The following is a 26,151-nucleotide window of genomic DNA, read 5'->3' as shown; positions in this document are numbered from 1 at the left end:
ATGACCATCCCGAACGAGCTTCGCTACAGCAAAGAGCACGAATGGATCGCCGTGGACGGGGATGTCGCCACGGTCGGGATCACCGCCTTCGCCGCCGAGGCACTCGGCGACGTGGTCTTCGTGCAGCTGCCGGCGGTCGGGGAGAACGTCGGCAAGGGCGATGCGATCGGTGAGGTGGAGTCCACCAAGTCGGTCAGCGATGTCTACTCGCCGCTGTCCGGGGAGATCACCGAGGTCAACGGGGCGACCGAGACCAATCCCGAGACGGTCAACGAAGCCCCCTACGAGTCCGGCTGGCTGTTCAAACTGCGGCTCTCCGACACCGGTGAGCTCGATGCGCTGCTCGACGCGGGCGCGTACGCGGAACTGATCAAGGAGGCATGATTTCCATGAGCACCTTCGAACAGGCACTCGCCGAGGTCGACCCCGAGGTCGCCAAATCGGTGAACGCGGAGCTGCACCGTCAGCAGCAGACCCTGGAGATGATCGCCTCGGAGAACTTCGCGCCGGTCGGTGTGCTCGAGGCGCAGGGTTCGGTGCTGACCAACAAGTACGCCGAGGGCCTGCCCGGGCGGCGCTACTACGGCGGCTGCGAATTCGTGGACGAGGTGGAGAACCTCGCCCGGGACCGGGTGAAGTCGCTGTTCGGCGCCAAGTACGCGAACGTGCAGCCGCACTCCGGGGCACAGGCGAACGCCGCCGCGATGTTCGCGATGCTCAAGCCCGGTGACACCATCCTCGGTCTCGATCTCGCGCACGGCGGGCACCTGACCCATGGGATGAAGATCAACTTCTCCGGCAAGCTCTACAACGTCGTGCCCTACCACGTGGACGACACCGGCCGGATCGACATGGGTGAGGTGGAAAAGCTCGCCCGGCAGAACCAGCCGAAGCTGATCGTGGCCGGCTGGTCGGCGTATCCGCGCCAGCTCGACTTCGCCGAGTTCCGCAGGATCGCCGACGAGGTCGGTGCCCTGCTGCTGGTGGACATGGCGCACTTCGCCGGACTGGTCGCCGCCGGGCTGCACCCGAACCCGGTGGAGCACGCGCACATCGTGACCACCACGACCCACAAGACACTCGGCGGGCCGCGCGGCGGGGTGATCCTCACCAATGATCCCGAGCTGTCCAAGAAGATCAATTCCGCGGTCTTCCCCGGGCAGCAGGGCGGTCCGCTGGAACACGTGATCGCGGCCAAGGCGGTGGCGTTCAAGATCGCCGCTTCCGAGGAGTTCGCCGACCGGCAGCGGCGTACCGTGGAAGGTGCGCGGATCCTCGCCGAGCGCCTCGGCGCCAAGGACTGCGCCGGGGCCGGGGTCAAACTGCTCACCGGGGGCACGGATGTGCACCTGGTGCTCGTCGACCTCGTAGAGTCCACTTTGGACGGTCAGCAGGCGGAGGACCGCCTGCACCAGATCGGGATCACGGTCAACCGCAACGCGGTGCCGAACGATCCGCGTCCGCCGATGGTGACCTCCGGGCTGCGGATCGGCACCCCGGCACTGGCCACCCGTGGCTTCGGCACCGAGGACTTCACCGAGGTGGCCGAGATCATCGCGGCCGCGCTGAAACCCGAGTGCGATGAGGCGGCTCTGCGTGAGCGGGTGGCCGCACTGGTCGCCAAACATCCGTTGTACCCGGCGCTGTAGCCGGCCTCGTCGAAGGAGCGCGCGCATGGCCATCAGCGTGTTCGACCTGTTCTCCATCGGTATCGGACCGTCCAGCTCCCACACCGTCGGCCCCATGCGCGCGGCACGCATGTTCGTCGCGGGACTCGCCTCGGATGGCGAGCTTCCCGCGACGAAACGCGTCGCGGCCGAGCTCTACGGATCGCTGGGCGCCACCGGTTTCGGGCACGGCAGCGACAAGGCCGTGCTGCTCGGACTCGAGGGCGAGGACCCGGAGACCGTGGACACGGCCACCGTGGCCGAGCGGGTCGAGCGGATTCGCGCGGCCAACCAGCTGTGGCTGGACGGCAAGTGGGAGGTCGATTTCGTCGAGGACACCGATCTGGTGCTGCACCGCAGGAAATCCCTGCCACAGCACCCGAACGGGATGATCTTCCGGGCCTTCGACGCGGCGGGGAATCCGCTGCGTGAACGGACCTATTACTCGGTCGGCGGCGGCTTCGTGGTGGACGAGCGGGCCGCGGGCGCCGACCGGATCACCCCGGACACCACCCCGGTCGCCCACCCGTTCCATTCCGGGCGGGAGCTGATCGAGGCAGCGAACGAGGCCCGGCTGCCCATTTCCGGGGTGATGCTGGAGAACGAGCAGTCCTGGCGGGCCGCCGAGGACATCCGTTCCGGCCTGCTGCGCATCTGGCGGGTCATGCGCGAATGCGTGGACAGCGGCTGTGCCACCGAGGGCACCCTGCCCGGCGGGCTCAAGGTCAAACGGCGCGCCCCGGAGCTCTACCACAAGCTCTCCGGTGAGCCGTTCTCCACCGACCCGCTGCGCGTCATGGACTGGGTGACCCTGTTCGCCCTCGCGGTGAACGAGGAGAACGCCGCGGGCGGGCGGATCGTGACCGCGCCGACCAATGGCGCCGCCGGGATCGTGCCGGCCGTACTGCACTACTACTGGCGGTTCGTACCGGGGGCGAACGAGGACGGCGTGGTGCGGTTCCTGCTCACCGCGGGCGCGATCGGCGTGCTGTACAAGGAGAACGCCTCCATCTCCGGTGCCGAGGTCGGTTGCCAGGGCGAGGTGGGCTCGGCGTGTTCGATGGCGGCCGGGGCACTGTGCGAGGTGCTCGGCGGCACCCCGAAACAGGTGGAGAATGCCGCCGAGATCGCCGTGGAACACAACCTGGGACTCACCTGTGATCCGGTCGGCGGACTGGTTCAGATCCCGTGCATCGAACGCAATGCGGTCGCCTCGGTCAAGGCGATCACCGCGGCGCGCATGGCCATCCGGGGCGGCGGGGAACACTACGTCTCGCTGGACAAGGCGATCAAGACGATGCGCGAGACCGGTGCGGACATGAAGCGCAAGTACAAGGAGACCGCGCGTGGCGGGCTCGCGGTGAACGTCATCGAATGCTGAGCAGCCCGTAGCAACTAGTGTGGTGGCGTGACCGAGCACCTCGAGGTTCCCATCGCCGGGGCGGCGCTGCTGCGCCCGGTCCGCGCGGGCAACGCCTTCGAGGAGACCGTGGAACGGGTGCTCCAAGCGATCCGGCTCGGTGTGCTCGGCCCGGGGGACCGGCTGCCCGCGGAACGGGAACTGGCCGCGCGCCTCGCGGTGTCCCGGGCGACCCTGCGGGAGGCGCTGCACGCGCTCGCCGAGGCGGGATACGTGGAATCGCGCCGCGGCCGTTATGGCGGCACCTTCGTCACCGGGACCGAACCGGAGGCGAGGGGAGCGGAGCGGCACGCCGCCGAAGACTCGGTGGAGGACGTGCTGGTGCTGCGCGGGGTGCTGGAACCGGGAGCGGCAGCGGCAGCCGCGGAGGCGGAACTCACCGAGCAGGCCCGGGAGCACCTGCGGGCACAGCTGGCCGCGAGCTCGGGAAGCGCCCTCGAGGAGTACCGCCGCAAGGACTCGCGGCTGCACCTGGCGATCGCCGAGGTTACGGGTTCGGCCTCGCTGACCGCCGCGGTCGCCGATGTACGGTCCCGGGTCAACGGCCTGCTCGACCGGATTCCGTTACTCGAGCCGAACCTGGCGCACTCCGACGAGCAGCACGAGCGGGTCGTCGGAGCGATCCTGGACGGCGATCCGGAGACCGCGCGCGTGGCGATGGCCGAGCATCTCGCGGGCACCGCGGCCCTGCTGCGCGGCTTCCTCTCCGGTGCCTGAGATAAGAGCGCATCTGACGACTCCGTGTCCTGCTGCGCTGCAGCGTCGGCGAAGTACCTTCGCAGGCCAGCGCGGCGCTAGTACAGCCAGCGTTGTCCTCGATCACCGCGGAAACCCACTGCGGCTCAATCCTGCCGCTGCCTCGGGCGCGGGTGTCCCGCAGGACACCGCATCCACGCTGGACACCCGCTCGCGACGGACGAGAGTCATCAGACGCACTCTATTGGGGCGAATCCGGCCCGGTACTTCACGGCCCCTACACTGTGTCATCGGCTCGCGGGGTGCGTTCCGTGACAGCCCAGCCTTGAGATGACCGGAGGACAGACGGGTGAGCGAACGGGCGGATGTCTGGATGGTCATCCCGGTGTTCAATGAGAGTCAGGTCATCGCCGAGGTGGTCCGCGAGGCCAGGCGCACCTTCCCGAACATCATCTGCGTGGACGATGGCAGCAGAGACAACTCGGCGAGCGAGATCCACGAGGCCGGGGCACACCTGGTGCGTCATCCGGTGAACCTCGGCCAGGGCGCCGCGCTGCAGACCGGCATCGAATACGCCCGGGCCCAGCCGGGCGCCGAATACTTCGTCACCTTCGACGCGGACGGCCAACACCAGGTCGAGGATGTGCTCCGGATGCTGCACCGGCTGCGCACCGAGGACATCGACATCGTGGTGGGCACCCGCTTCGGCAAATCGGCCGACACCAGCCACATTCCCTGGCTCAAGCGGTTCGTGCTGCGCACCGTGGTGCTGCTGTCCCCACGCACCCGCAGGCTCGGGCTCTCCGACGCGCACAACGGGCTGCGCGCGTTCAACCGCAAGGTCGCCTGGGACATCAACATCCGGCTCAACGGCATGGGACACGCCTCCGAACTCGTGCACTTGATGGACGTGCACCACTGGCGGGTCGCCGAGGAACCCGTGACCATCCTCTATACGGCATACTCCATGTCGAAGGGACAGTCCCTGCTCAACGGGGTCAACATCGTGTGGGACAGCGTGCTCAAGACCGGACCTAGGCGGTGAACCGACCATGATCGTGATTCAGATCCTGCTCATCCTCGCGGTGCTCCTCGGCCTGTTGCTCTTCCTGCGCCACCACGGCAAGAGCAAGACGGCGGCGAGCGTGAAGGTCGGCTTCGCGCTGTTCCTGATCTTCGCGGTGATCGCGGTGCTCGACCCGAACCTGCTCACCGATGTGGCGCATTTCGTGGGCGTCGGCCGGGGCACCGACCTGGTGCTCTACGCGTTCATCGTGGCGTTCGGGTTCGCCACCATCAACACCTATCTGCGGTTCAAGGAGCTCGAGTTCCGCTACGCCAAACTGGTGCGCGCGGTGGCCATCCAGAACCGCCAGCTGCCCGAGGACGGCGAGCAGGAACCGGAGCCGGAGCAGCGCTCTTGACCCCGGTCGCCGCACGCTCAGCCGCGGAAGTGGTCCACGGTGCGCCGAACCCCTTCGGCGATGTCCACCTGCGGGCGCCAGCCGAGCTCGATGTCCGCGCGGCTCGCGTCCAGCGCGGAATCCCGTAGGTCACCGAGCCGCGCGGGGGCGTACTCCGGTTCGTCGGCCGCGCCCGCGGCCCGCGCGACCAGGCCGTGCAGTTCGCGGTCGCTGGTGCGCACCCCGGTACCGATGTTGTAGCGGCGCCCGTTGCCCGCGGCGCCCGCGGCGGCGAGGAACGCGGCGGCCACATCGCCGACGTAGACGTAGTCCCGGGTGTTGCCCCCGTCGCCGAACACCGTGGTGGATTCCCCGGCGAGCAGCCGCCCGGCGAAGATCGCCACGACCCCGGCCTCCCCGTGCGGATCCTGGCGCGGCCCGTACACATTGGCGAGCGCGAGGTTGGTGCACTCCAGGCCGTAGAGGTGGCGGAAGGTGTTCAGGTAGATCTCCCCGGCCGCTTTGCTTGCCGCATAAGGGGATTCCGGGTCCACCGGGGAGGCCTCGGTGATCGGGAGCTCGGCCGCGCTTCCGTAGATGGAGCCGCCCGAGGAGGAGAACACGATCTTGCGCACGCCCGCCTTGCGCGCGGCCTCGGCGAGATTGATGGTGCCGAGCACATTGGCGCGGGCGTCGGCGAGCGGATCGGTGACACTGGAGCGCACATCGATCTGCGCGGCGAGGTGGAAGATCACCTCGGGGGCCGCATCCCGCACGATGCCGGGAAGTTCCTCGCCGGTGATGTCGGCCTCGACGAGCGAGCAGGTCCCGCCGGCCAGCGCACCGGCCAGGTTGTCCTTGCTGCCCCTGCTCAGGTCATCGAGGACGGTGACCCGGTGCCCCTCGGAGAGCAACAGGTCGACGAGGGTGGATCCGATGAATCCGGCTCCGCCGGTCACGAGTGCGTGCATGGCAGGCAGCGTAGGACACGCCTTCTCAGCGGTTCGTGACCGCGTGCCGGAGCAGCGTGCCGAGCACCGCGCGGTCCTTGCCGAGAGCCGCGCCGGGCACCTGGGTGAGGGCGTGCAGCCGGGACCCGGAGTGCACTCGGGCCGCGCGGGCCGCCTTGCGCCAGCCGAGCGCGCCGAACCGCCGCGCGGCCTCCTGGAACAGGGCGCGCTCCTCGCGGAAGCGGTCCCCGTCGGTGGCCATCGTCGAGGAGACGCTCGCCCCGTGCCTGCGGTACCTGAAACACGGCTCGGTCAGCACGAGCAGCCGCTCGCCCTGTTCGATCAGGTCCAGTTCGAGCGCGAGATCCTGGGTGGTGCGCAGATCCGGCCGGAACCCGGTCGCCGTGATCGCCTCGGTACGCCAGCTCAGCGAGGGGAAATACAGCCAGTTCCCGCGCAGCAGGCTGGTCGCGAGCGGTTCCCCGCCGAGCACCAGTTCCTCGCGCACCCGCGGCGCGTAGATCCGGTGTTTGACCGCGTCGGCGAGCCCGGTCGCCGGTTCGCCGTGTTCGTCGATCACCTCCACACCCGGCTGGATCATTCCGATGCCCTCGTGCCTCGCCGCCGCGGCGCGCACGGTACGCACGTAGTTCGGCGCGAGCAGGTCGTCGGTGCCGAGCAGGGTCACCCGCTCGTACTCCGCCAGTTCGAGGCAGCGCTGGAAGTTTCCGGTGACCCCCAGATTGCGCGGGTTGCGGAAGTAGCGGACCCGCTCGTCGGCGAGCGAGTCGAACCATTCGGGAACCCCTTCGGCATCCCCGTCGTCGACCACGGTCAGCCGCCAGCCGCCGGTGTCCTGGGCGAGCACGCTGTGCACCGCCTCGCGCATCAGGGCGACGTCGCCGTAGAACGGCAACAGGATGTCGATCTCGGGTTCGTTCTCGCTCGTGAACTCGCTCATCGCACCCATCCTGGCACCTCGCCGTATCGGTTCCGAAGCGAGGTAGTACCTGGACGATGGTACAGGTAGTGTGGTGAGAACCATCACGGGATTCACGCGCCTGTGCTGGTTGCGCCGCCGCTACCGATAAGTAACATCAGCCTCGACCTGTGCAAATCCGCATGTCATGGCAAGGTTTGCGCAATAGGGAAAGCAGCAAGAAACCAGCTAGGCCCATTTACACGAGGAGGTCGAGGCAGACCGATGAACATCGTCGTCCTTGTCAAGCAGGTGCCGGACACCTATTCGGAGCGCAAACTCAGCGATGCCGACAGCACGCTCGACCGCGACTCCGCCGACGCCGTGCTCGACGAGATCAATGAGAAGGCCGTCGAGCAGGCGCTGCAGATCAAGGAAGCCGGAGAGGGCGAGGTGACCGTGGTCTGCGTCGGCCCCGACCGGGCGACCGACGCGATCCGCAAGGCGCTCTCCATGGGCGCGGACAAGGCCGTGCACGTCTGCGATGACGCCCTGCACGGCTCCGACGTGCTCGCCACGGCCAAGGTGATCGCCGCGGCGATCGGCAAGGGCGACGCGCCCGATCTGGTGCTGGCGGGCAACGAGGCGACCGACGGTGGCGGCGGGGCGATCCCGGCCATCCTGTCCGAACTGCTCGGCCTTCCGCAGCTGACGCACGCCCGCGAGGTCAGCATCGAGGGCCAGACGGTCAAGGCCACCCGGGAGACCGACGAGGGCCTGACCTACCTCGAGGCGAACCTGCCCGCGATCGTCTCGGTTGCGGAGAAGATCAACGAGCCGCGGTACCCCTCCTTCAAGGGCATCATGGCCGCGAAGAAGAAGCCCGTCGACACGTTCACCGTGGCCGACCTCGGGGTCGACGCCGGTGAGGTCGGCCTGGGCAACGCCTGGTCCGCGGTCACCGAGGCCGCGCCGAAGCCACCGCGCGCCGCGGGTCAGAAGGCCGAGGACGAGGGCGACGGCGGCACCAAGATCGCCGAGTACCTGGTCACGCAGAAGCTGATCTGAGCAACCCCGACGAGACGGAAGAAAGAGGAGAACAATGGCAGAAGTACTTGTGCTCGTCGACCACCTCGACGGGGAAGCCAAGAAGTCGACCTTTGAACTGCTCACCGCCGCGCGCCGGATCGGGGAGCCCTCCGCGGTCGTGGTCGGCGCCGCGGGATCGGCGGCCAAGCTGAAGGACTCGCTCGCCGGATACGGCGCCGCCAAGGTGTACGCGGCCGAGTCCGAGGACGCGGGCACCTACCTGGTCACCCCTGAGGTGAACGCCCTGGTCGCGGTGGCCGAGCAGGCCTCGCCGGCCGCGGTGCTCGTGCCCGCGACGGCGCGCGGCAAGGAGATCGCCGCCCGGGTCGCGGTGCGGCTGGGCTCCGGTCTGCTCGTGGACGCGGTCGACGTCGCCGAGGACGGCAGCGTCACCCAGTCCATCTTCGGTGGCGGCTTCATCGTCAAGTCCAAGGCGAGCAAGGGTGCCCCGGTGATCAGCCTGCGCGCGGGCTCGGTCGAGCCGGAGCAGTCCAGCGGTGCCGCGGCGGAGGAGACCGTCTCGGCGCCCGCGGTGGACGCCGCGAAGTCGGCCAAGATCACCGGTAACGAGCCGATCGTCGGCGGGGACCGCCCGGAGCTCACCGAGGCCTCGGTCGTGGTCTCCGGTGGCCGCGGTGTCGGCTCCGCGGAGCAGTTCGAGGTCGTCGAGAAGCTGGCCGACTCGCTCGGCGCGGCCGTCGGCGCGTCCCGTGCCGCGGTCGACTCCGGCTACTACCCGCAGCAGTTCCAGGTGGGTCAGACCGGGAAGACCGTCTCCCCGCAGCTGTACATCGCGCTCGGTATCTCCGGGGCGATCCAGCACCGCGCCGGGATGCAGACCTCGAAGACGATCGTCGCGGTCAACAAGGACCCGGAGGCGCCGATCTTCGAGATCACCGACTACGGCGTCGTCGGGGACCTGTTCAACGTGGCTCCGCAGCTCACCTCCGAGGTGCAGGGCCGCAAGGGCTGATCATTCAGGGGTAGCCCAGAGGACTGAAACATCGCGGGCCCGGTGCGTATTTCGCACCGGGCCCGCGATGTTCGTGGGAAGGTCCACCACCCCAGTGGAAAAGGTCATACTGCGCCCGGGTTCCCCATGGATACCAAGAGTTTCCTGTATGTTTGCGTGTGAGGTCACGGTAAAGCGTGGCGTCGGAAAATGGCATCGAGTAGACAGAGCTTATGACTTCCTCAGAACTGTTGGCGAGCACGCCCGCGAGCGCGGCGAGCGGCCAGTACTCACTGTTGGTGACGAGGGACCCGGACGAGGTACGCGCCGCACAGCGGCTGCGCTACGACGTTTTCGCGGGGGAAATGGGGGCGACTCTTCCTACCGAGGAACCCGGCATCGATGTCGATCCGTTCGACGAATTCTGCGACCACATCGTGGCGCGGGACGACTCGACCGGCGCGATCGTCGGCACCTACCGGATGCTCTCACCCGCACGGGCCCGCGAGGCCGGGAAACTGTACTCGGACACCGAATTCGATCTGAGCAATCTGGACGCACTCCGTGCCGAGATGGTGGAGGTCGGCCGGTCCTGTGTCGCCCCGGGGCACCGCAACGGGGCCGTGATGAGCCTGGTCTGGGCCGGGATCGCCAAGTACCTGCTCGGCGCGGGCGGGAAATACCTCGTCGGCTGCAGCTCGGTGCCGGTCGCGGACGGTGGCGCGGAGGCGGCGGGCGTCTGGGACATCGTCTCGGCCAAGCACTACGCGCCCGAGCCGTACCGGGTGCGACCGCTGCATCCGTTCGATGTGGACAGCGCGCCCCGGCCGACCAGGGGACGGATTCCCCCGCTGCTTCGCGGATATCTCCGGCTCGGTGCCTGGGTCTGCGGGCCGCCGATGCTCGACGCGGAGTTCGGCGTTGCCGATTTCTTCATCCTGTTCTCGATGGACAATGTCGACCATCGCTATGTCCGGTTCTTCCTCGGTGATCAGCTTGGGGACCACAGCGCATGATCAACCCATACCTGCCTGTCGCACCGTGCGGCTCCGGGTGTGTCGCGGGTAAACCGGCAACCGTTTCCTGGTTGCGGGTGACCGCCCGGTTCGTCGTCGTCATCAGCATGCTCCTGCTCGCGCTTTGCACCTCGCCGGTGCTGTTCGTGCTGCGTGAGTGCCCGCGGCAGCGCTACGTGAAATGGCTCTTCGGCAGGCTCATCTCCGCGTTCGGCGCGCGCCTCGAAGTGCACGGCGACACGGCCTTCGGCTCCGATTTCGGCGCGAACCCCGGCCAGGGGGAACGGGACGACGCCAGCTACGAGAAGCGTGGCGCCCTCGTGGTCAACAACCACGTCTCCTGGCTGGACGTCGTCGCGGTCAACGCGGTGCACCCGATGCGCGCGCTCGGCAAGAGCGAGATCGCCCGCTGGCCGGTGATCGGCTGGCTGGCGAAGGTCGCGGGCACCATATTCCTGCGCCGCGACGAACTGTCCACCCTGCCGGGCACCATCGCCGAGGTCACGAAGGCGCTCCGGGCCGGATCGCTGATCAGCGTCACCCCCGAAGCGACGACCTGGTGCGGGCTCGCCTCCGGGCACTTCCGCCCGGCGACCTTCCAGGCCGCCATCGACGGCGGGGTTCCGGTGCTGCCGATCGCCGTCCGCTACCGGCTCGAGGACGGCACCCCCACCACCTGGCCCGCGTTCATCGGGGACGACACGCTGCTCGACTCCATGCTGCGCGCCGGGCGGCTGCGCGGGCTCGTCGTGGAACTGCACGTGCTGGACGAGATCGCCCCCGGCCGGGCCGCCGACCGCCGCGAGCTCGCAGTGATCACCGAGCGGGCCATGCGCGCGGTGCTGGACGACGGCCGCGCGGAGGTTCCGATGGCCAGGCAGCACCCCATCAAGGAGCTCCGCCCGGAGTAGGAATCATGAATTGTCCCGAGACGGCTTGAGCCGCGGTGTGGGTAGCGGAACCTCAGGCGCTCCCTCGCTCCGGGATCGGCCTCCTCATGTATGCCCATACGCCACGTCGGCGCTGTCCTCGCGAGGAAACGCCTGAGAACCCACCGCGGTGCTGGTTGCGTGGGTGGTGGAAGCGGCTACGCCGCTGAAAAAGACGAGGTAGTCCAGGGACTGGACCTCCAGCGCTCTGGAGGTCGCAAGGTGGGTGCCATGACATCCACCTCGGAGCGCACCGAGTCGTTGTGGTCTCGGCATTACCGCTCCACGGCCCTCGGCGCGGTCCTGCTGATCACCCTGGTCGCCTTCGAGGCGATGGGGGTGGCCACCGCGATGCCGACGATGGTGGGCGCGTTGCACGGTGGCGCGCTCTACGCCTGGCCGTTCGTCGCCTACCTCGCCGCGAGCATGGGCACCACGGTGCTCGGCGGCGCGTGGTGCGACAACCGTGGCCCGCGGGTGCCCTTGCTGACCGGGCTCGCGGTGTTCTGCGCCGGGCTGCTGCTCGCCGGATGCGCGCCGACGATGCCGTTGCTGCTGCTCGGGCGCACCGTCCAGGGACTCGGCGCCGGTCTGCAGGCGGTGGCACTGCAGGTGCTGATCGCGGCGGTGTTCCCGGACCGGTTGCGGCCCAAGGTCTACGGGCTCACCGCGGCGGCCTGGGTGCTTCCGGCCGTACTGGGCATGCCGCTGGCCGGGCTCGCCGCGCAGTACGCCTCCTGGCGACTGGTCTTCCTCGCCCTGGTTCCCTTGGTGCTGCTCGGATTCCTGCTGCTGGTGCCCGCGGTACGGGGACTGGGCGGACCCGATTCCGGATCCCGCACCGGACCGGGGCGGTTGCTCGCCGCGCTCGGGGTGACCGTGGGCATCGCCGGGGTGAGCTGGGCCGGTCAGCATCCGGGGCCTGCCGCGCTCGGCTACGGCGTGCCCGCGCTGGTGGTGCTCGCCCTCGCGCTGCACCGGCTGCTGCCGCGCGGCACCGTGCGGGCCCGCCGTGGACTGCCGGTCGTGGTGCTCGCCCGCGGGCTGATGGCCGGGGCCACCGACGCGGTCGAGGCCTTCCTTCCCCTGGTGCTGACGGTCGTGCACGGGTACTCGCCGGTGCTCGCCGGAATACCGCTCACGATGATGGCGCTCGGCTGGTCGGCCGCGTCCTACTGGCAGGGAAGACACCCCGGACTGGCCAGGGAGCGCCTGCTGGGCGCCGGATTCGTCTTCCTGGTCCTTGGCCTGGCCTGCGTGCTCGCCGTGACCGCGCCGTTCGTGCCCGGCTGGCTGGCGCTGATCGGCTGGCCCCTGGTCGGATTCGGCAACGGCATCGGGATGCCCAGCATGAACGTGCTGCTGTTCCGGCTGTCCCCGGAGCGGGAGCGCGGCCTGAACGTCTCGGCGATGCAGCTCGCCGACCGGGGCTCGGCCACCCTGTTCATCGGTCTCGGCGGGGCACTGCTGGCCGAGCTCGGTGGATCGGGGGCGCCCGGCCCTGGAGTCGCGGTGCTCGTGTGCGGAATGCTCCTGCTGTGCGCCGTGGGTGCGATCGTCTCGCGAAGGGCCAGGTGAGCTCGCGTATCCTGGGTACGTTATGCCGTATCTCGACCATGCCGCGACCACGCCGATGCGCCCCGAGGCGGTCGCCGTGCTGACCGAGGCGCTCCGGGCAGCGGGCAACCCGTCCTCGCTGCACGCCTCGGGACGGGCCGCGCGCAGGCGGGTCGAGGAGGCGCGCGAGTCCTGCGCGGCCCGCCTCGGTGCGCGTGCCTCGGAGGTGATCTTCACCGGAGGCGGCACCGAGGGGGACAATCTCGCGGTCAAGGGGATCTACTGGGCGCGCCGGGCGGAGGACCCGCGCAGGCGCCGGGTGCTCGTCTCCGCGGTGGAGCACCACGCCGTGCTGGACACCGCGGAATGGCTGCGCGATCACGAGGAGGCCGAGCTCGTGGTGCTCGGCGTGGACGCGAGCGGCAGGGTCGCGCCGGAGGAGTTGCGCGCCGCCATCGGGGACGATCCGGATTCGGTGGCGCTGGTGAGCGTGATGCTGGCGAACAACGAGGTGGGCACGGTGAATCCGGTGCGCGAGCTGGCCGCGATCGCCGCCGGGCACGGGATCCCGGTGCACACCGACGCGGTGCAGGCGGTCGGCGTGCTCGAAGTGGACTTCGCCGCGCTCGGGGTGGCCGCGCTGAGCTGCAGCGCGCACAAGATCGGCGGGCCGGTCGGGGCCGGGGCGCTGTTGCTGCGCCGGGACACCGCGTGCACCCCGGTGCTGCACGGCGGCGGACAGGAACGCGAGGTGCGCTCGGGAACCCTTGCCACCGCGACGATCCTGGGTTTCGTGCGGGCGCTCGAGCTCGCGGTCTCCGAACGGGAAACGCATGCCGGGGAACTGGCCCGGCTGCGGGCGCTGCTGCTCACCGCGGTGTGTGCCGCGGTCCCCGATGCCGTCGTCAACGGCCCGGAACACGGCGGCCTCCCCGGGATCGCCCACGTGAGCTTCCCCGGCTGCCGTGGTGACACGCTGCTGGCCGCACTGGATGCGCGGGGGATCGAGTGCTCGACCGGATCGGCGTGCACCGCCGGGGTCTCCCGGCCGAGTCATGTACTGCTCGCCATGGGGGCGGACGCTGAGGCGGCACGCGGCTGCCTGCGCTTCTCCCTCGGGCACACCTCGACGGACGCGGATGTCAGCGCGCTCGGTGAGGTGCTCGGGGAAGCCGTGACCGGGGCGCGTGGGCGTGGGGTGCCCTCGCTGCGCCGGAGGAAGACCGACCGAGTGAAGGAGATGTCATGAAGGTCCTCGCCGCGATGAGCGGTGGTGTCGACTCGGCGGTCGCCGCCGCGCGCGCCGTCGAGGCGGGCCACGAGGTGACCGGGGTGCACATGGCGCTCTCGGCGAAACCGGGCACCCTGCGCACCGGATCCCGTGGTTGCTGCACCATCGAGGACGCCGGTGATGCCCGCCGCGCCGCCGACATGCTCGGGATTCCGTTCTATGTCTGGGATTTCTCCGAGGAGTTCACCGAGGAAGTGGTCGCCGACTTCCTCGCCGAATACGAACGGGGCCGAACCCCGAACCCGTGCGTGCGGTGCAACGAGCGGATCAAGTTCGCCGCACTGCTCGAACGCGCGATCGGGCTCGGTTTCGACGCGGTGTGCACCGGACACTACGCCCGACTGTCCACTGTGGACGATTCCCCGGAGTTGCGCCGCAGCGTGGACGAAGGCAAGGACCAGTCCTATGTGCTGGCCTCGCTCACCGCGGAGCAGCTGCGGCATTCCCTGTTCCCGCTCGGCGGAAGCCGCAAGTCCGAGGTGCGCGCCGAGGCCGAGCGGCGTGGCCTGTTCGTGGCGCGCAAACCGGATTCGCACGACATCTGCTTCATCGCGGACGGGGACACCCGTGGATTCGTCGAGTCCCGGCTCGGCACCCGCCCGGGCACCATCGTGGACGACGAGACCGGCGAGGTGCTCGCCGAGCACGCGGGCGTGCACGGGTTCACCGTCGGCCAGCGCAAGGGGATCGGTGTCGAGGCCCCCGCGGTGGACGGGCGTCCGCGCTACGTGCTCTCCCTGGAACCGGTGACCGCCACCGTCCGGGTGGGTTCCCGGGACCGGCTGACCGTCGATGAGATCGAGTGCTCCGAGGTGATCTACCCGGGCGGGCAGCAGCTCGCCGGTCCGGCCGAGGTCACCGTGCAGATCCGGGCGCACGGCGGGGTCGCACCCGCGGTGGTGGCCCCGGTCGAGGACGGGGTGACGGTGCACCTGCGCGAGTCCATCAGCGGGGTCGCGCCCGGCCAGAAATTGGTCGCCTACACCGAATCCGCGGATGGCGACCTGGCCCTGCTGGCCGCCACCATCGACAGGACAGCGTAGAATTCGAGTAAGAATCGGCGCCGAGGCTAACCCGCGTGCGGTATTTGCGGAGAGTGCTTTCCGGCGCCGATTTTTTACTGTTTTCTTGACGCCGGTCCGTCGTTTTTCCGATGTTGTTCGCTTCTCGTTCATCTGACGCCGCCGGTTGATAAAAGCTTCTTAAAACCACGGTAATCACGGGGGATTCCCTGTCGTGGTCCGTGAGTCGCGTCGCTGTTTGTGCCTTCGTGATACCTGGGCGTAACGTCATCGACACGAATTCCGCATCGGCCTAAGGCAGCCCGTTCGCCATTCGAAATCGCGTGGACCAATCAACTCGGTTTCCGAGTAATAACAAGGGAGGGTTCGCCATGGATGTCGCATTTGCGGGCGGCGTACACGGTCCAACGGCACTCGAATCGTTTCTCGGTATCACCTTGGACGCGCTCGCCGAGGGTGCCAAGGACAGGGAGGGGCCGATCCCCGCGGGCGATCCGGCCACGCTCGCCCCGCGGTGGCGCGCCGAACTGGGCGAACTGCTGCCGGAGAGCGGATCCGAACCGGGCGAGGTGCTCGCCGGGCTCGTCCGTCAGCTCGCCGCGGGTGCGGCCGATCCCTCGGATCCCGCCTGCGCCGCGCACCTGCTCTGCCCGCCGCTGGCGCTGGCGGTGGCCGCCGATACCGCGGCGGGCTCGGTGAACGCCTCGCTCGATTCCTGGGACCAGGCCCCGTTGGCGAGCGTGCTCGAGGAGCAGCTGGTGGACGCGTTCTCCCGGCTGGTCGGTTTCCCGGACACCTCGGCCGGCGTGCTCACCTCGGGCGGGACCGAGTCGAACCTGATGGGCCTGCTTCTCGCGCGGGACAACGTGATCCGGCGCCGTCGCGGGGTCGAGGTGGCACGCAGCGGCCTCGCGGGCACCGGGGACACGTTCCGGATCCTGTGCTCGGAGGCCGCGCACTTCTCGATCGCCCGGTGCGCCGGGTTCCTCGGTCTCGGTGAGGACGCGGTGCTTCCGGTTCCCGTCGACGAGGCGCACCGGATGCGGCCCGAGGAGCTGACCCGCAGCCTGGAGATGGTGCGCGGCCGTGGCCGGGTGCCGCTCGCGGTCGTGGCCACGGCGGGCACCACGGACCTCGGCGGGATCGACCCGATCGCCGAGCTCGAGCCGATCGCCCGCGAATACGGCGCCTGGTTGCACGTGGACGCCGCCTACGGTGGGGGAGCGCTGTTCTCCGCCACGCTGGTCCGGTTGCTCGAAGGGATCGAGCGTGCCGATTCGGTGAGCCTGGATCTGCACAAGTTCGGCTGGCAGCCCGTTGCCGCGGGTGCGTTCCTGACCCGTGCCGCGGACAGCTTCGCCCCGCTGGACCGCACGGTCGCCTATCTCAACAGCGAGGACGATGAGCGCGCCGGGTACACCAGCAGGCTCGGTCATTCGCTGCGCACCACCCGGCGCGCCGACGCGTTCAAGGTCGCGGTCACTCTGCGCAGCTTCGGCAAAGCCGGACTCGGCGAACTCGTCGACCGCTGCCACGCGCTCGCCGAGAACGCCGCCGAGTTCGTCCGGGAGCATCCGAAGCTGGAGCTGCGCGCCGATCCGGTACTGAGCACCGCGGTTTTCCGTTACCTGCCAAGCGATCCGGCGCGCGGCGCGGCGATCAACGCGGAGATCCGCCGGTCCCTGCTCGCGGAAGGGCTGGCCGTGATCGGCCGGACGGGCATGCTCGATTCCTCCGGCGCCGAGGCGATCTATCTGAAACTGACCCTGCTCAACCCGAACACCACACCGGGGGAGGTGCAGGAATTGCTGCGTCACATTCTCGCGAAGGGTGCGAGTGCGGAGGCCGCGCGGTGAGGCCACGCGGGCCCTATCTGCTACTCGTTCTCGCCGCACTGTGCTGGGGAACGCAGGCCACCGCAGCGAAGTACGCGCTCGGCGGACTCGGTCCGGCTGCCGTGCTGCTGGCCGGGCTGCTCGGCGCGAACCTCGTGCTGTGGCCGCTGGCGCTGCTGCGCGGGCTGCGCCCCCCGGAACGGATCGGCCGGTACTTCCTGCTCGGCCTGCTCGAACCCGGGCTGGCCTATGGACTGCTCACCGTCGGGCTCGGCTACACGACGGCCACGAACGCATCCCTGCTCAACGCCACCGAATCCTGTTTCGTGGTGCTGCTCTCCGCGATATTCCTCGGCGAACGGCTCGGCATCCGCGCGGTGGCCGGGCTGCTCCTGTCCTGTGCCGGAGTGCTTGCGCTACAAGGAATCGGCGCGAACGTACACGGCAACCTCGGGGATGTGCTCGTGGTGCTCGGTGCGCTGAGTGCCGCGCTCTACTCGCTGCCCGCCCGCGGGGCAGCCCGCACCACCGACGCCTTGTCCATGACCACCTACCAGTTCACCGCGGCCCTGATCCTGGCCATCCCGGTCTCCGTGCTGGCCTGGTCGACCGGGGCGGAGGCGCTGCCGCTGCACGCCGCGCCCCGCTTCTGGATCGCCGCGGTGATCATGGGAACCATCGGTTACGCCGCGAGTTTCCTGCTCTACAACCGGGCGATCGCCACGGTTCCGGTCGGTGCGGCGGGCATGGTGCTCAATCTCATCCCGGTGTTCGGTGTGGTCCTCGCGGTCGCCTTCCTCGGTGAACGGCTGCTGATGTGGCATGCGGTCGGCGCCGTGCTCATCGGGGCCGGTATCGCCCTGTTCCCGACCCATCGCACCCAGGGAGGTGAGCGAGATGCCGGCCACCCAAGTGAAATCGGCGAATACGCTCCTTGACGAGACCACCCGGCACATCATCGAACAGTTGCAGGAGGACGGGCGCCGATCCTATGTGACGATCGGGAAAGCGGTCGGCCTTTCGGAAGGTGCGGTGCGCCAACGGGTGCAGCGGCTCGCCGATGCCGGGGTGATCGAGATCTTCGCGGTCTCCGATCCACGCCTGGCCGGGCTCGCGCGTCAGGCGCTCGTCGCGGTGACCGTGGAGGGACCACTCGATCCGGTCGCCGACGCGCTCGCCGAATTCGACGAGGTCGAGCAGCTGACGATCTGCGCGGGGCGGTTCGACCTCCTCTGCGAGGTCGTGTGCGCCGACGATGCGGGTCTCGCGCTGTTGCTCTCTCAGCGGATCCGCACCGTTCCCGGGGTGCGTGGTGCGGAGACGCTCATCCACCTCGAGGTGCGCAAGCGCCGTCACCGCTGGACGACGTGCTGAGTACCGGTCACATCGGAACCCGTCCCGGGCGGCAGGCGAGCAGGCCGACCACGAGTTCCACGAGCAGCACCGCGAGCAGAGCGAACACCGGGACTTCCCAGGCTCCGGTCGCGGTGTGCAGCAGGCCGAACAGCAGCGGGCCGAATCCGGCGAGCAGATAACCGACGCCCTGGCTCATTCCGGAAAGCGCGGCCGCCCCGGTCGGCGTCTCGGTGCGCGCGATCGTCAGATACAACGCGAGCGGCTGGGCCGCACCCGCCCCGATACCGATCAGGATCACCCAGACCGCGGCGGTCGAGACCGGGGCGTAGAGACAGCCGAGAATCCCGGCGGCGCAGCACACCACGATCGGCACCATCAACGGCCGCTGATCGCCCAATTTCTCGGCGAGCAGCGGGGTGTCGAAGGAGACCACGAGACCGCCGACTCCGACGAGCCCGGCGAGCAGGCCCGCCCCGTCCGCGGAGATCCCGCGATCGCGGAACATGGTCGGCAGAAACGAGGTCATGGCGTAGAAGAACACGCTCTGCGCGCCCGCATAACAGGTGACCTGCCATGCGATCCGCTTGCGGTAGATCCCGAGTCCTGCGGCGGCAGGAGTGCTTTCCCTTGCGCCGTAACGGAATTGGGGAATCCAGGCGAGCGCGGCGGCTGCGGCGGGCAGTGCCCAGAGCCCGGTCGCCAGCGGCAGGTTCGCGCCCAGTGCGTGATAGAGCGGGACCGCGAGCGTGGTGCTGGCCAGCACGCAGAACCCGTAGCAGAGCATGTACCAGCCGAGCATCGTGCCCGAAGGCCGCCCGGCCCGCCGTTTGATCACGCTGATGGTGAGCACATTGCAGAAGGCCAGCGCGCCCGCCGCGAACACGGTGCCGAGGAAAAGGACGAACGATCCGCCGAGCATGCGCAGCGCCTGGGTGAGGGTGAGCAGGATGAGCGCAATCCCGATCGGGCGTTCCTCTCCGAATCGCCGGGCCAGGGGCGGGGCGAAGAAGGAGACCACGCCGAAGCAGAACACCGGCAGGGCGGCGAGCACCGTGACCGCGGAGCCGGTGAGCCCGAACCAGTGCGCGACTTCCGGGAACAACGGGGGAAGGCTGGTGATCGCCGGGCGCAGGTTCAGGGCGATGAGCAACACCCCGAGTACCAGGAGCAAGGGTGTCGAGGTCCGGTGTGGACGTTGGAGAATTTCCGCACGCATGATCACCGATCCTGGTACAGGATGATCCGGCGAAACAGGATTTCTCGACCGAGAACTTGTACGATCCGATCATGCACCGGATGCTGCGGGAGGAAATCTTCGGTGCGGGAGGCATCGCGGTCGCCGCGGAGGAGACTGAGCTCGGGAACCGCGGGATGGCCCCGCACAGCCACGACTTCATCGAGCTCGCGGGCACGGCAAGGCACGCCTCCGCGGTCGGCCGGGTCCAGGTGCGCACCGGTTCGGTCATCGCGCTGCGTCCCGGGGACTGGCACGCCTACGATCGCTGCGCGGGGCTGCGGCTGTGCAACCTCGGTCTCGGCACCGAGCTGTTGCACCGCGAGTTGTCCTGGCTGCGTTCGGATCCGGTGCTGGGCAGCGTGCTGTGGCCGGTGGAACGGTCGAAATGGCCCGCGCAGCACCGGATAGCCCGGCTCGATCGGAGCACGCTCGAGCGGCTCGGCGATCCGGACGGGGGAACGCACCAGACGGATCGGGCAGCTGCTGTGCGTCATCGGTGAGCTCACCGCGCACCGGGGCACGGCCGTCCCGGTGACCCCGGAAGTGGTCGCCGCGGCCGTGGGACTGCTCGAGCAAGAGCCCGCGCATCCCTGGTCGGTGCGCGAACTCGCCGCGGCGGCCGGGGTTTCGGCTGCACACCTGGCGCGGTTGTTCGCCACGCACCTCGGCGCGGCTCCGATGGAGTGCCTCGGCAGGTTGCGGGCCGAGCGCGCGGCGGCGTTGCTCATCGAGATCCGGTTGCCCGTCGCGGAAATCGGCCGCGAAGTCGGCTGGCCCGATCCGGCCTATGCGAGCAGGCGGTTCCGCGCGTTCTTCGGGGTCAGCCCGCGTACCTATCGCACGCGCTACGCGAGCTCAGACCACTAGGCCGATCGCGAGGACGCCACCACCGAGTACCGTGCAGATGATCCCGTTGACCACGCGGTTCGCCAGCACGATCGCGACGAACTCCCGCAGGAACGCGCTCGGCAGGAAATAGAAGGCCGTGGGTGAACCGAGCACGTCGAGGCGTACCCCGATCCGCCGGGAGAGCAGCGCGGTGCGCAGTACGTGGAAATTGTTGGTCACCGCGGCGATCCGCTTCGGCCTTGGCTCCCGCGCGTCCAGGATCGCCCTGCTGTAGCGCAGATTCTCTTCCGTGGTGCGCGCCTGATCCTCGAGTTCGATGTCCTTTTCCGGAATGCCCTTGGTGACCAGATATCCGGCCATGGCCTCGGCTTCGGAAACGGCCTCGTCACCGCCCTGCCCGCCGCTGACGACCAGGACCGGTGCGGTGTCGGCGTGCTGGTAGATCCGGGCCGCCTGGTCGAGCCTGCTGGCCAGCAGCGGGGGAACCCGTTTCCCGATCAGCCCGGAACCGAGCACCACGACGGCGTCGAATTTCCGCCGGCGTGCCGTGCGGCTGTAGACCACCGAGTACAGCAGGAAGGTGACGAACAGGAAGGCGAGATAGCAGGAGACCAGCACGATGGCGCCGAGCACCACGCGGGGCCAGTCCAGATCGATCCGGGCGGTCAGCCAGAAGGCGGCGTACAGCGCGAACATGCCGAGCCCGGCGAACAGCGAGAGCAAATTCGCCGGGCGCCGTCCCTCGTGGCGCAGCATCGTGAGGCCGTTGATCACCAGCGCGACCGGAAGCACGAGCACCAGCAGCAGAACGGCGCCGAAGAACGCGGTCACCAGTGCGAGCCCGATCCAGTGCACCTTCGTGGCGTTGGCGAACAGGAACAGCAGGAAGAAGATCAGCGCGATGCTGAGCCAGATCCCATTGCTGTAGCGACGGCGGTCCCGCACCATGCCGATCGCGAAGAACAGCAAGGCGAGTGCCATCGCCACAAAAAAGAACGTGCCCATCCGCACTCCCCTCGAACACGCTTGGTGACAACTCAGTGTGGCAGACTCGCCGGAGAGGAGTGATGCCGCAATGTCAGAAACGTCCGCACCGTCCGCCGAACAGGTCGAGCGGTTGCACGCCTTCTACCGCGATCTGCACGAGCACCCCGAGCTGTCTTTCGCCGAGCACCGCACCGCGCAGTGCATCGCCGAACGGCTCGCCGGACTGGACGCCGAGGTGACCACCGGGATCGGTGGCACGGGCGTGGTCGCCGTGCTGCGCAACGGGGACGGCCCGCTGGTGATGCTGCGCGCGGACATCGACGCGCTGCCGGTCGCCGAGGCCACCGGGCTGCCGTACGCGAGCACTGCCACGGGCACCGGACCCGATGGTGCCGAGGTTCCGGTGATGCACGCCTGCGGGCACGATATGCACGCCACCTGTCTGCTCGGCACCCTCGAACAACTCGATGCCCGTCGCGCGGACTGGTCCGGCACGGTGCTCGGGGTGTTCCAGCCCGCCGAGGAACTCGCCAAGGGCGCCGAGGCGATGCTCGCCGATGGACTCTTCGACCGGTTCGGCACCCCGGAGATCGTGCTCGGCCAGCATGTCGCGCCGCTTCCGGCCGGTGTACTCGGGCATGGCAGCGGGCCGACCATGGCCAGCAGCGATTCCGTGCGGGTGCGGGTTTTCGGCCGTGGCGGGCACGGTTCGCGCCCGGACACCACCGTGGATCCGGTCGTGCTCGCCTCCTCGATCGTGTTGCGGCTGCAGGGAATCGTGGCCCGCGAGGTGACACCGACCGAGACCGCCGTGGTCACCGTGGGCAAACTGGTCGCCGGGACCAAGGACAACATCATTCCCGACCAGGCCGAGCTCGGGATCAACCTGCGCGCGTACTTGCCGGAGGTCCGGGCGCAACTGCGCGCCGCCGTGGAACGCATCGTGCGCGGGGAATGTGAGATCAGCGGCGCGCCGAAGGCGCCCGAGATCGAGTGGACGGTCAGTGCCCCGGTCACGGTCAACGATCCGGAGGCGGCCGCGCGCACCGTGGCGGCGTTCACCGAGCGGTTCGGTGCCGAACGGGTCATGCCGATGCCGACCGTCACCGCGAGCGAGGACGTCGGCGTGTTCGGTGCGGCCGCCTCGATCCCGACCGTGTTCTGGTTCTGGGGTGGGCTCGACCCGGAGCGGGTCATGACGGCCTTCGCGCAGGGACGGTTCGAAAAGGACATCCCGAGCAACCACTCCCCGGAATTCGCCCCGGTGCCCGAACCTACGATCGTCACCGGGGTACAGGCACTGACCACGGCGGCGCTCACCTGGCTCGGCGGCGCGCGCTGAGCAGTGGCGCTGCGCCACACGGCCGCTACCTCGCGGGGTCGGCCGTGCTGTGCGTGCGAGCCGCGGCGCGAGCTACCGTTGCCCATGCTCATCACGCGTGTATCCCGCCGCAGCAGTGACCGTTCCGGCCCGGAGCGGCAGGCGTGAGCGCCGTCCATCCGGTCGACCGGCGCCCGGGAGCGGGTGAGCTCCTGCTCGGTGCGCTGCAGCACGTCGGCGCGATGTACACCGGGGTGGTGGCACCGCCACTGGTGATCGGCGCGGCCGTCGGACTCGATCCCGCGAAGCTGAGCCTGCTCATCGGGGCCAGCCTGTTCACCTCCGGAATCGCCACCCTGTTGCAGACGCTCGGCATCTGGCGGTTCGGCGCGCGGCTGCCGCTGGTGAACGGGGTGACCTTCGCCTCGGTCGCTCCGGTGCAGGCGATCGCCGAGGAACACGCCGGACCTTCGGCGCTCGGCTACGTCTACGGCGCCACGCTCATCGGCGGTGCGCTGATGGTGCTGCTCGCTCCGGTGTTCTCCCGGCTGCTCACGTTCTTCCCGCCGGTGGTCACCGGAACGGTCATCACGCTGATCGGGGTGTCCCTGCTTCCGGTGACCGCGCAATGGGTCGCCGACCAGAAACCGTCCGCCAACTGGCGTGATGTGCTGCTGGCCGGGTTCACCCTGCTGGCGGTGCTGGTGTGCAATCGGTTCCTGTCCGGGGTGCTCGGCCGGATCGGGTTGTTGATCGGGCTGGTCGCCGGAACCCTGCTCGCCTGGCCGCTCGGCGCGATCGACACGAGCTCGTTCAGCAAGGCGGAAGCGTTCGGGATCGCGAGCCCGTTCCATTTCGGGGCGCCCGCTTTCGACATCGCGGCGATCATCTCGATCGTCATCGCCGTGATCGTCACGATGGCCGAGTCGACCGCGGACATGATCGCGCTCGGGGAGATCGTCGAACGCCCGACCGGACAGCGCACCCTCGCCGACGGACTGCGCGCCGACGGCCTGGCCAGCGCGGTGAGCACGGTGTTCGGCGGCTTCCTGGCCACCGCGTTCGCGCAGAACATCGGCGTGGTCGCGCTGACCAGGGTGCGCAGCCGCTATGTGGTCGCCGGATGCGGGGTGCTGCTCGTGCTGCTCGGCATGTTCCCCGTGGTGGGCGGGATCGTCGCGCTGGTGCCGCAACCGGTGCTCGGGGGTGCGGGGATCGTGCTGTTCGGGAGTGTCGCCGTGGCCGGGATCCGCACCCTGACCCGGGCCGACCTGTCCCGGCCCGCGAACGTCGCGATCGTGGCCGCCTCGCTCGGCATCGGGCTGCTCCCGGTCGTGGCACCGGGGTTCTACGCGCATTTCCCGGCCGCGGTGCGCACCATCATGAATTCCGGGATCAGCGCGGGATGCATCGCCGCGGTGGTGCTGAACCTCGTGTTCCGGGAACGTTCCGCCCGGGAAGCTTAGTGCGGCTCAGGCCTGCATCGTCACTTCGTAGGTTTCCAGGAGTGGCGCGATGATCCCGGCCGCCTGAGTGCCCTCGTCGTGAATACCGGCTGCCGTGCCCTGTCCGATCGCCTCCATCTGTTCGCGGGTCTCCCACAGGGAAATGATGACGGCCTTGCCGGTCTCCTCATCGGTGAGCAGGTAGTATCCCTGGAATCCCGGCTGTTCCCGGGCGCCCGGAAGCTGCTCCTGAGCCAGGCGGGTGAGCTCGCCGAATCCTTCGGCTCCCGTCCGGGCGGTGATCACGCGTGCGAACATCGTTCTCCTTCGGTGGTCGCGTTCGAGCCCGGGACGGTGATATCGGATGTGCTCCTGGAGCACGATGTCCTCGGGGCGGATGGGCCCCGGGTGAGTGATGTCCCGTGGTCGCGCGGATCGCGGCGACGATGGCTGGGATGGACGAGATGGTGGGCGGTTCGCAGATTCCGCGCCCTCCGTAGCGGCGTGTGAATCGCCCTGACAGTGTACGAGATTCTCTGCGAGCACCGGCTGATCGGCGGGTTGAGACCGTAGCAGTCGGTTCCGGGAACGTCCTCATGGGTGAGCAGGGTGTGCACCGCCGCCTCGGGGATGTCCACTCGGTCGCCGCGCACCTTCGCGCCGCCGTCCGTCCGGAGTGGACTCGTGCCGATGCCCTCGGTGTTGGTGGCGGTTCCGCTCATGCCAGCCTCCCGGTGGCCGAACGCAGCTCGGCGGCCAGCTCCCGCGGCGCACAACCGCACGGTTCTCCTTGGGAGACAACGGGTTTCCCGCCGACGAGCAGCAGTTCGACCGGTGCGGGCGCGCCGAGCACGAACGCGGCCACCGGATCGGCGATCCCGGCGTGTTCGAAACCGTCGAGCCGCCACACCGCGATATCCGCGAGTTTGCCTGCCTCGATCGAGCCGAGTTCCCGTTCGCGGCCGAGACAGCGCGCCCCGCCCATGGTCGCCATGCGCAGCGCCTCCCGGACGGTCAGCGCGCCCGGCCCGTCCCGTTGCCGCGCCTGCAACAGCGCCGCGCGCATCTCCTCCGCGAGACCGCCCGATTCGTTCGAGGCCGCACCGTCGACGCCGAGTCCGACCGGGACACCGGCGTCGAGCAGCGCGCGCACCGGGGCGATTCCGCTGCCCAGCCGCCCGTTGGAGCTCGGGCAGTGCGCGCTTCCCGTTCCGGTGGTGCCGAACAGTCCGACGGCCTCGGGATCCGGATGCACCGTGTGCGCCAGCCACACATCGGCGCCGAGCCAGCCGAGCCGCTCGGCGTACTGTGCCGGGGTGACACCGAGCTCGGCGCGGCAGCGGCGATCTTCCTCGGCGGTCTCGGCCAGATGGGTGTGCAGCCGGACCTCCTTGCGCCGCGCCAGTTCCGCCGCGCCACGCATGAGCCGTTCGGTCACCGAGAACGGGGAACACGGGCCGACCGCGATCCGGACCCGTGCGTTCGGCGCCGGATCGTGGTGCACCTCGATCGCCGCCTCGGTCCCGGACAGCGCTTCCTCGGTGTCCTCGACCAGATCGTCCGGCGGCAGGCCACCCTCGCGTACGCCGCGGTCCATCGAACCGCGCACCAGGTGGCACCGGGTACCGATCCGCTCGGCCGCCGCGAGCACCGCGCCGACCTGATCGCCGCCGCCGTGCGGGAAGACGTAGTGGTGGTCGGCGACCGTGCTCGTGCCGGTCAGGGCGAGCCGGGCGAGACCGGCGCTCGCCGCGGCGTGCGTGATCTCCGCGTCGAACCGATTCCACACCGGATACAGCGCGGTGAGCCAGTCGAAGAGCCCGGCATCGACCGCATGTCCGCGGGTCGCCCACTGGTAGAGGTGATGATGGGTATTGATCAGGCCGGGGGTGACCAGGCAGCCGCTTCCATCGACGCGTTCCCGGGGCGCACCGGTCCACGGGGCCGGACCCGCGCCGACGGCGGTGACCCACTCGCCGTCGAGCACGACGTACCCGTTCGCGTACTCGGTGCCGGCCGAGTCCACGGTGCATATCGCGGCGTTCTCGATGATCATGCCGACCGCGCCACCCGTTCAATGGCTGCTGGGTGTCGCGGTGAACTTCGTTGTCCACGGGATTCCATGACTCGAGTACACACGCTCGAACACGCAGCGGCAACGGCATGAGCGCGGGAATGGCACCATTGCCGTGCCGTGCGTGTCCGGGCCC

The 26,151-nt window shown here is 69.3% G+C and carries 26 protein-coding genes; 20 read left to right on the top strand and 6 right to left on the bottom strand.

What is annotated here, in order from left to right:
• The 6 genes from gcvH to A37U_RS0118700 all read left to right on the top strand — a co-directional run bounded on the left by gcvH (position 1) and on the right by A37U_RS0118700 (position 5,207).
• Complete coding sequence (gene gcvH, locus A37U_RS0118725) at positions 1–384, top strand: glycine cleavage system protein GcvH (RefSeq protein ID WP_020498199.1); 384 nt, start codon at positions 1–3, stop codon at positions 382–384.
• A 5-nt stretch (positions 385–389) separates the two neighbouring features.
• Complete coding sequence (glyA, locus tag A37U_RS0118720; RefSeq protein WP_026197358.1) at positions 390–1,649, top strand: serine hydroxymethyltransferase; 1,260 nt, start codon at positions 390–392, stop codon at positions 1,647–1,649.
• Between the two features lie 25 nt (positions 1,650–1,674).
• On the top strand, positions 1,675–3,048 hold the full coding sequence (locus A37U_RS0118715) for an L-serine ammonia-lyase (RefSeq protein ID WP_020498197.1): 1,374 nt from the start codon (positions 1,675–1,677) through the stop codon (positions 3,046–3,048).
• A gap of 27 nt (positions 3,049–3,075) precedes the next feature.
• Positions 3,076–3,804, top strand: coding sequence for a FadR/GntR family transcriptional regulator (locus A37U_RS0118710; protein ID WP_020498196.1), 729 nt, complete (start codon positions 3,076–3,078; stop codon positions 3,802–3,804).
• Between the two features lie 328 nt (positions 3,805–4,132).
• Positions 4,133–4,828 (top strand): glycosyltransferase family 2 protein, encoded by a 696-nt coding sequence (locus tag A37U_RS0118705; protein WP_020498195.1) that lies wholly within the window; start codon positions 4,133–4,135, stop codon positions 4,826–4,828.
• A 7-nt stretch (positions 4,829–4,835) separates the two neighbouring features.
• The gene (locus A37U_RS0118700) at positions 4,836–5,207 is read left to right on the top strand and encodes a DUF2304 domain-containing protein (protein WP_020498194.1); all 372 of its coding nucleotides are present in this window, start codon (positions 4,836–4,838) and stop codon (positions 5,205–5,207) included.
• A 17-nt stretch (positions 5,208–5,224) separates the two neighbouring features.
• Here the strand turns inward: A37U_RS0118700 and A37U_RS0118695 are convergent, their stop codons facing one another.
• Together A37U_RS0118695 and A37U_RS0118690 are read right to left on the bottom strand one after the other, a co-directional pair.
• The gene (locus tag A37U_RS0118695) at positions 5,225–6,157 is read right to left on the bottom strand and encodes an NAD-dependent epimerase/dehydratase family protein (RefSeq protein WP_020498193.1); all 933 of its coding nucleotides are present in this window, start codon (positions 6,155–6,157) and stop codon (positions 5,225–5,227) included.
• 25 nt (positions 6,158–6,182) lie between these two features.
• Positions 6,183–7,097: a glycosyltransferase family 2 protein gene (locus A37U_RS0118690; protein ID WP_020498192.1), complete on the bottom strand. Its 915-nt coding sequence runs from the start codon at positions 7,095–7,097 to the stop codon at positions 6,183–6,185.
• Positions 7,098–7,340: 243 nt separating this feature from the next.
• On the opposite strand from A37U_RS0118690, the gene A37U_RS0118685 reads away from it, so the two are divergent.
• From A37U_RS0118685 to A37U_RS0118640, 10 genes are all read left to right on the top strand, one after another.
• Positions 7,341–8,123 carry an electron transfer flavoprotein subunit beta/FixA family protein gene (locus A37U_RS0118685; RefSeq protein WP_020498191.1) on the top strand — a complete coding sequence of 261 codons (783 nt, stop codon included), beginning with the start codon at positions 7,341–7,343 and terminating at the stop codon, positions 8,121–8,123.
• Positions 8,124–8,157: 34 nt separating this feature from the next.
• On the top strand, positions 8,158–9,117 hold the full coding sequence (locus A37U_RS0118680) for an electron transfer flavoprotein subunit alpha/FixB family protein (RefSeq protein ID WP_020498190.1): 960 nt from the start codon (positions 8,158–8,160) through the stop codon (positions 9,115–9,117).
• Positions 9,118–9,329: 212 nt separating this feature from the next.
• The gene (locus tag A37U_RS0118675) at positions 9,330–10,112 is read left to right on the top strand and encodes a GNAT family N-acetyltransferase (protein WP_020498189.1); all 783 of its coding nucleotides are present in this window, start codon (positions 9,330–9,332) and stop codon (positions 10,110–10,112) included.
• Positions 10,109–11,023: a lysophospholipid acyltransferase family protein gene (locus tag A37U_RS0118670; protein WP_026197357.1), complete on the top strand. Its 915-nt coding sequence runs from the start codon at positions 10,109–10,111 to the stop codon at positions 11,021–11,023. The genes A37U_RS0118675 and A37U_RS0118670 overlap by 4 nt, the downstream gene beginning before the upstream one ends.
• A 249-nt stretch (positions 11,024–11,272) precedes the next feature.
• Positions 11,273–12,619 (top strand): MFS transporter, encoded by a 1,347-nt coding sequence (locus tag A37U_RS0118665; RefSeq protein ID WP_020498187.1) that lies wholly within the window; start codon positions 11,273–11,275, stop codon positions 12,617–12,619.
• Between the two features lie 22 nt (positions 12,620–12,641).
• Positions 12,642–13,847 carry a cysteine desulfurase family protein gene (locus A37U_RS0118660; RefSeq protein WP_020498186.1) on the top strand — a complete coding sequence of 402 codons (1,206 nt, stop codon included), beginning with the start codon at positions 12,642–12,644 and terminating at the stop codon, positions 13,845–13,847.
• Positions 13,844–14,932, top strand: a complete 1,089-nt coding sequence (mnmA, locus tag A37U_RS0118655; RefSeq protein ID WP_020498185.1) for a tRNA 2-thiouridine(34) synthase MnmA — start codon at positions 13,844–13,846, stop codon at positions 14,930–14,932. Before A37U_RS0118660 ends, mnmA begins: the two co-directional genes overlap by 4 nt.
• Positions 14,933–15,282: 350 nt before the next feature.
• Positions 15,283–16,767, top strand: coding sequence for a pyridoxal phosphate-dependent decarboxylase family protein (locus tag A37U_RS0118650; RefSeq protein WP_020498184.1), 1,485 nt, complete (start codon positions 15,283–15,285; stop codon positions 16,765–16,767).
• On the top strand, positions 16,764–17,684 hold the full coding sequence (locus tag A37U_RS0118645) for a DMT family transporter (protein WP_020498183.1): 921 nt from the start codon (positions 16,764–16,766) through the stop codon (positions 17,682–17,684). The genes A37U_RS0118650 and A37U_RS0118645 overlap by 4 nt, the downstream gene beginning before the upstream one ends.
• On the top strand, positions 17,644–18,120 hold the full coding sequence (locus A37U_RS0118640) for an Lrp/AsnC family transcriptional regulator (protein ID WP_040587993.1): 477 nt from the start codon (positions 17,644–17,646) through the stop codon (positions 18,118–18,120). Before A37U_RS0118645 ends, A37U_RS0118640 begins: the two co-directional genes overlap by 41 nt.
• Before the next feature lie 7 nt (positions 18,121–18,127).
• Here the strand turns inward: A37U_RS0118640 and A37U_RS44245 are convergent, their stop codons facing one another.
• Positions 18,128–19,318 (bottom strand): MFS transporter, encoded by a 1,191-nt coding sequence (locus tag A37U_RS44245; RefSeq protein WP_051111688.1) that lies wholly within the window; start codon positions 19,316–19,318, stop codon positions 18,128–18,130.
• Positions 19,319–19,389: 71 nt separating this feature from the next.
• Here A37U_RS44245 and A37U_RS0118630 point away from each other — a divergent pair, with 71 nt between their 5' ends.
• Entirely contained in the window at positions 19,390–19,839 is a 450-nt protein-coding gene (locus A37U_RS0118630) for an AraC family ligand binding domain-containing protein (protein ID WP_157182887.1), read from the top strand.
• A 31-nt stretch (positions 19,840–19,870) separates the two neighbouring features.
• On the top strand, positions 19,871–20,206 hold the full coding sequence (locus A37U_RS0118625; protein ID WP_026197355.1) for a helix-turn-helix domain-containing protein: 336 nt from the start codon (positions 19,871–19,873) through the stop codon (positions 20,204–20,206).
• Here A37U_RS0118625 and A37U_RS0118620 read toward each other — a convergent pair.
• Positions 20,195–21,193: a YdcF family protein gene (locus A37U_RS0118620; protein WP_020498180.1), complete on the bottom strand. Its 999-nt coding sequence runs from the start codon at positions 21,191–21,193 to the stop codon at positions 20,195–20,197. The genes A37U_RS0118625 and A37U_RS0118620 overlap by 12 nt on opposite strands.
• Before the next feature lie 70 nt (positions 21,194–21,263).
• Between A37U_RS0118620 and A37U_RS0118615 the strand changes: the two genes are divergently transcribed.
• Positions 21,264–22,517 carry an amidohydrolase gene (locus A37U_RS0118615; protein ID WP_020498179.1) on the top strand — a complete coding sequence of 418 codons (1,254 nt, stop codon included), beginning with the start codon at positions 21,264–21,266 and terminating at the stop codon, positions 22,515–22,517.
• A 143-nt stretch (positions 22,518–22,660) separates the two neighbouring features.
• Positions 22,661–23,962: a nucleobase:cation symporter-2 family protein gene (locus A37U_RS0118610; RefSeq protein ID WP_020498178.1), complete on the top strand. Its 1,302-nt coding sequence runs from the start codon at positions 22,661–22,663 to the stop codon at positions 23,960–23,962.
• A 6-nt stretch (positions 23,963–23,968) separates the two neighbouring features.
• Here the strand turns inward: A37U_RS0118610 and A37U_RS0118605 are convergent, their stop codons facing one another.
• A complete protein-coding gene (locus A37U_RS0118605; RefSeq protein ID WP_020498177.1) occupies positions 23,969–24,259 on the bottom strand; it encodes an antibiotic biosynthesis monooxygenase family protein in 291 nt (96 codons plus the stop codon).
• A gap of 400 nt (positions 24,260–24,659) precedes the next feature.
• Positions 24,660–25,997: an 8-oxoguanine deaminase gene (locus A37U_RS0118595; RefSeq protein WP_020498175.1), complete on the bottom strand. Its 1,338-nt coding sequence runs from the start codon at positions 25,995–25,997 to the stop codon at positions 24,660–24,662.
• Between the last annotated feature and the right edge of the window lie 154 nt (positions 25,998–26,151).

It is taken from the genome of Sciscionella marina DSM 45152 (assembly GCF_000379465.1).
GTDB classification, from domain to species: domain Bacteria; phylum Actinomycetota; class Actinomycetes; order Mycobacteriales; family Pseudonocardiaceae; genus Sciscionella; species Sciscionella marina.
The sequence above is the reverse complement of the archived record's forward strand: the minus strand, read 5'-3'. Positions and strand labels throughout refer to the sequence as shown.

Bases quoted from the DNA above. Each gene is read 5' to 3' on its own strand.
- gcvH (WP_020498199.1), top strand. From the start codon at position 1: ATGACCATCCCGAACGAGCTTCGCTACAGCAAAGAGCACGAATGGATC.
- glyA (WP_026197358.1), top strand. From the start codon at position 390: ATGAGCACCTTCGAACAGGCACTCGCCGAGGTCGACCCCGAGGTCGCC.
- A37U_RS0118715 (WP_020498197.1), top strand. From the start codon at position 1,675: ATGGCCATCAGCGTGTTCGACCTGTTCTCCATCGGTATCGGACCGTCC.
- A37U_RS0118700 (WP_020498194.1), top strand. From the start codon at position 4,836: ATGATCGTGATTCAGATCCTGCTCATCCTCGCGGTGCTCCTCGGCCTG.
- A37U_RS0118695 (WP_020498193.1), bottom strand. From the start codon at position 6,157: ATGCACGCACTCGTGACCGGCGGAGCCGGATTCATCGGATCCACCCTC.
- A37U_RS0118690 (WP_020498192.1), bottom strand. From the start codon at position 7,097: ATGAGCGAGTTCACGAGCGAGAACGAACCCGAGATCGACATCCTGTTG.
- A37U_RS0118685 (WP_020498191.1), top strand. From the start codon at position 7,341: ATGAACATCGTCGTCCTTGTCAAGCAGGTGCCGGACACCTATTCGGAG.
- A37U_RS0118680 (WP_020498190.1), top strand. From the start codon at position 8,158: ATGGCAGAAGTACTTGTGCTCGTCGACCACCTCGACGGGGAAGCCAAG.
- A37U_RS0118675 (WP_020498189.1), top strand. From the start codon at position 9,330: ATGACTTCCTCAGAACTGTTGGCGAGCACGCCCGCGAGCGCGGCGAGC.
- A37U_RS0118670 (WP_026197357.1), top strand. From the start codon at position 10,109: ATGATCAACCCATACCTGCCTGTCGCACCGTGCGGCTCCGGGTGTGTC.
- A37U_RS0118665 (WP_020498187.1), top strand. From the start codon at position 11,273: ATGACATCCACCTCGGAGCGCACCGAGTCGTTGTGGTCTCGGCATTAC.
- A37U_RS0118660 (WP_020498186.1), top strand. From the start codon at position 12,642: ATGCCGTATCTCGACCATGCCGCGACCACGCCGATGCGCCCCGAGGCG.
- mnmA (WP_020498185.1), top strand. From the start codon at position 13,844: ATGAAGGTCCTCGCCGCGATGAGCGGTGGTGTCGACTCGGCGGTCGCC.
- A37U_RS0118650 (WP_020498184.1), top strand. From the start codon at position 15,283: ATGGATGTCGCATTTGCGGGCGGCGTACACGGTCCAACGGCACTCGAA.
- A37U_RS0118640 (WP_040587993.1), top strand. From the start codon at position 17,644: ATGCCGGCCACCCAAGTGAAATCGGCGAATACGCTCCTTGACGAGACC.
- A37U_RS44245 (WP_051111688.1), bottom strand. From the start codon at position 19,318: ATGCGTGCGGAAATTCTCCAACGTCCACACCGGACCTCGACACCCTTG.
- A37U_RS0118630 (WP_157182887.1), top strand. From the start codon at position 19,390: ATGCACCGGATGCTGCGGGAGGAAATCTTCGGTGCGGGAGGCATCGCG.
- A37U_RS0118620 (WP_020498180.1), bottom strand. From the start codon at position 21,193: ATGGGCACGTTCTTTTTTGTGGCGATGGCACTCGCCTTGCTGTTCTTC.
- A37U_RS0118615 (WP_020498179.1), top strand. From the start codon at position 21,264: ATGTCAGAAACGTCCGCACCGTCCGCCGAACAGGTCGAGCGGTTGCAC.
- A37U_RS0118605 (WP_020498177.1), bottom strand. From the start codon at position 24,259: ATGTTCGCACGCGTGATCACCGCCCGGACGGGAGCCGAAGGATTCGGC.
- A37U_RS0118595 (WP_020498175.1), bottom strand. From the start codon at position 25,997: ATGATCATCGAGAACGCCGCGATATGCACCGTGGACTCGGCCGGCACC.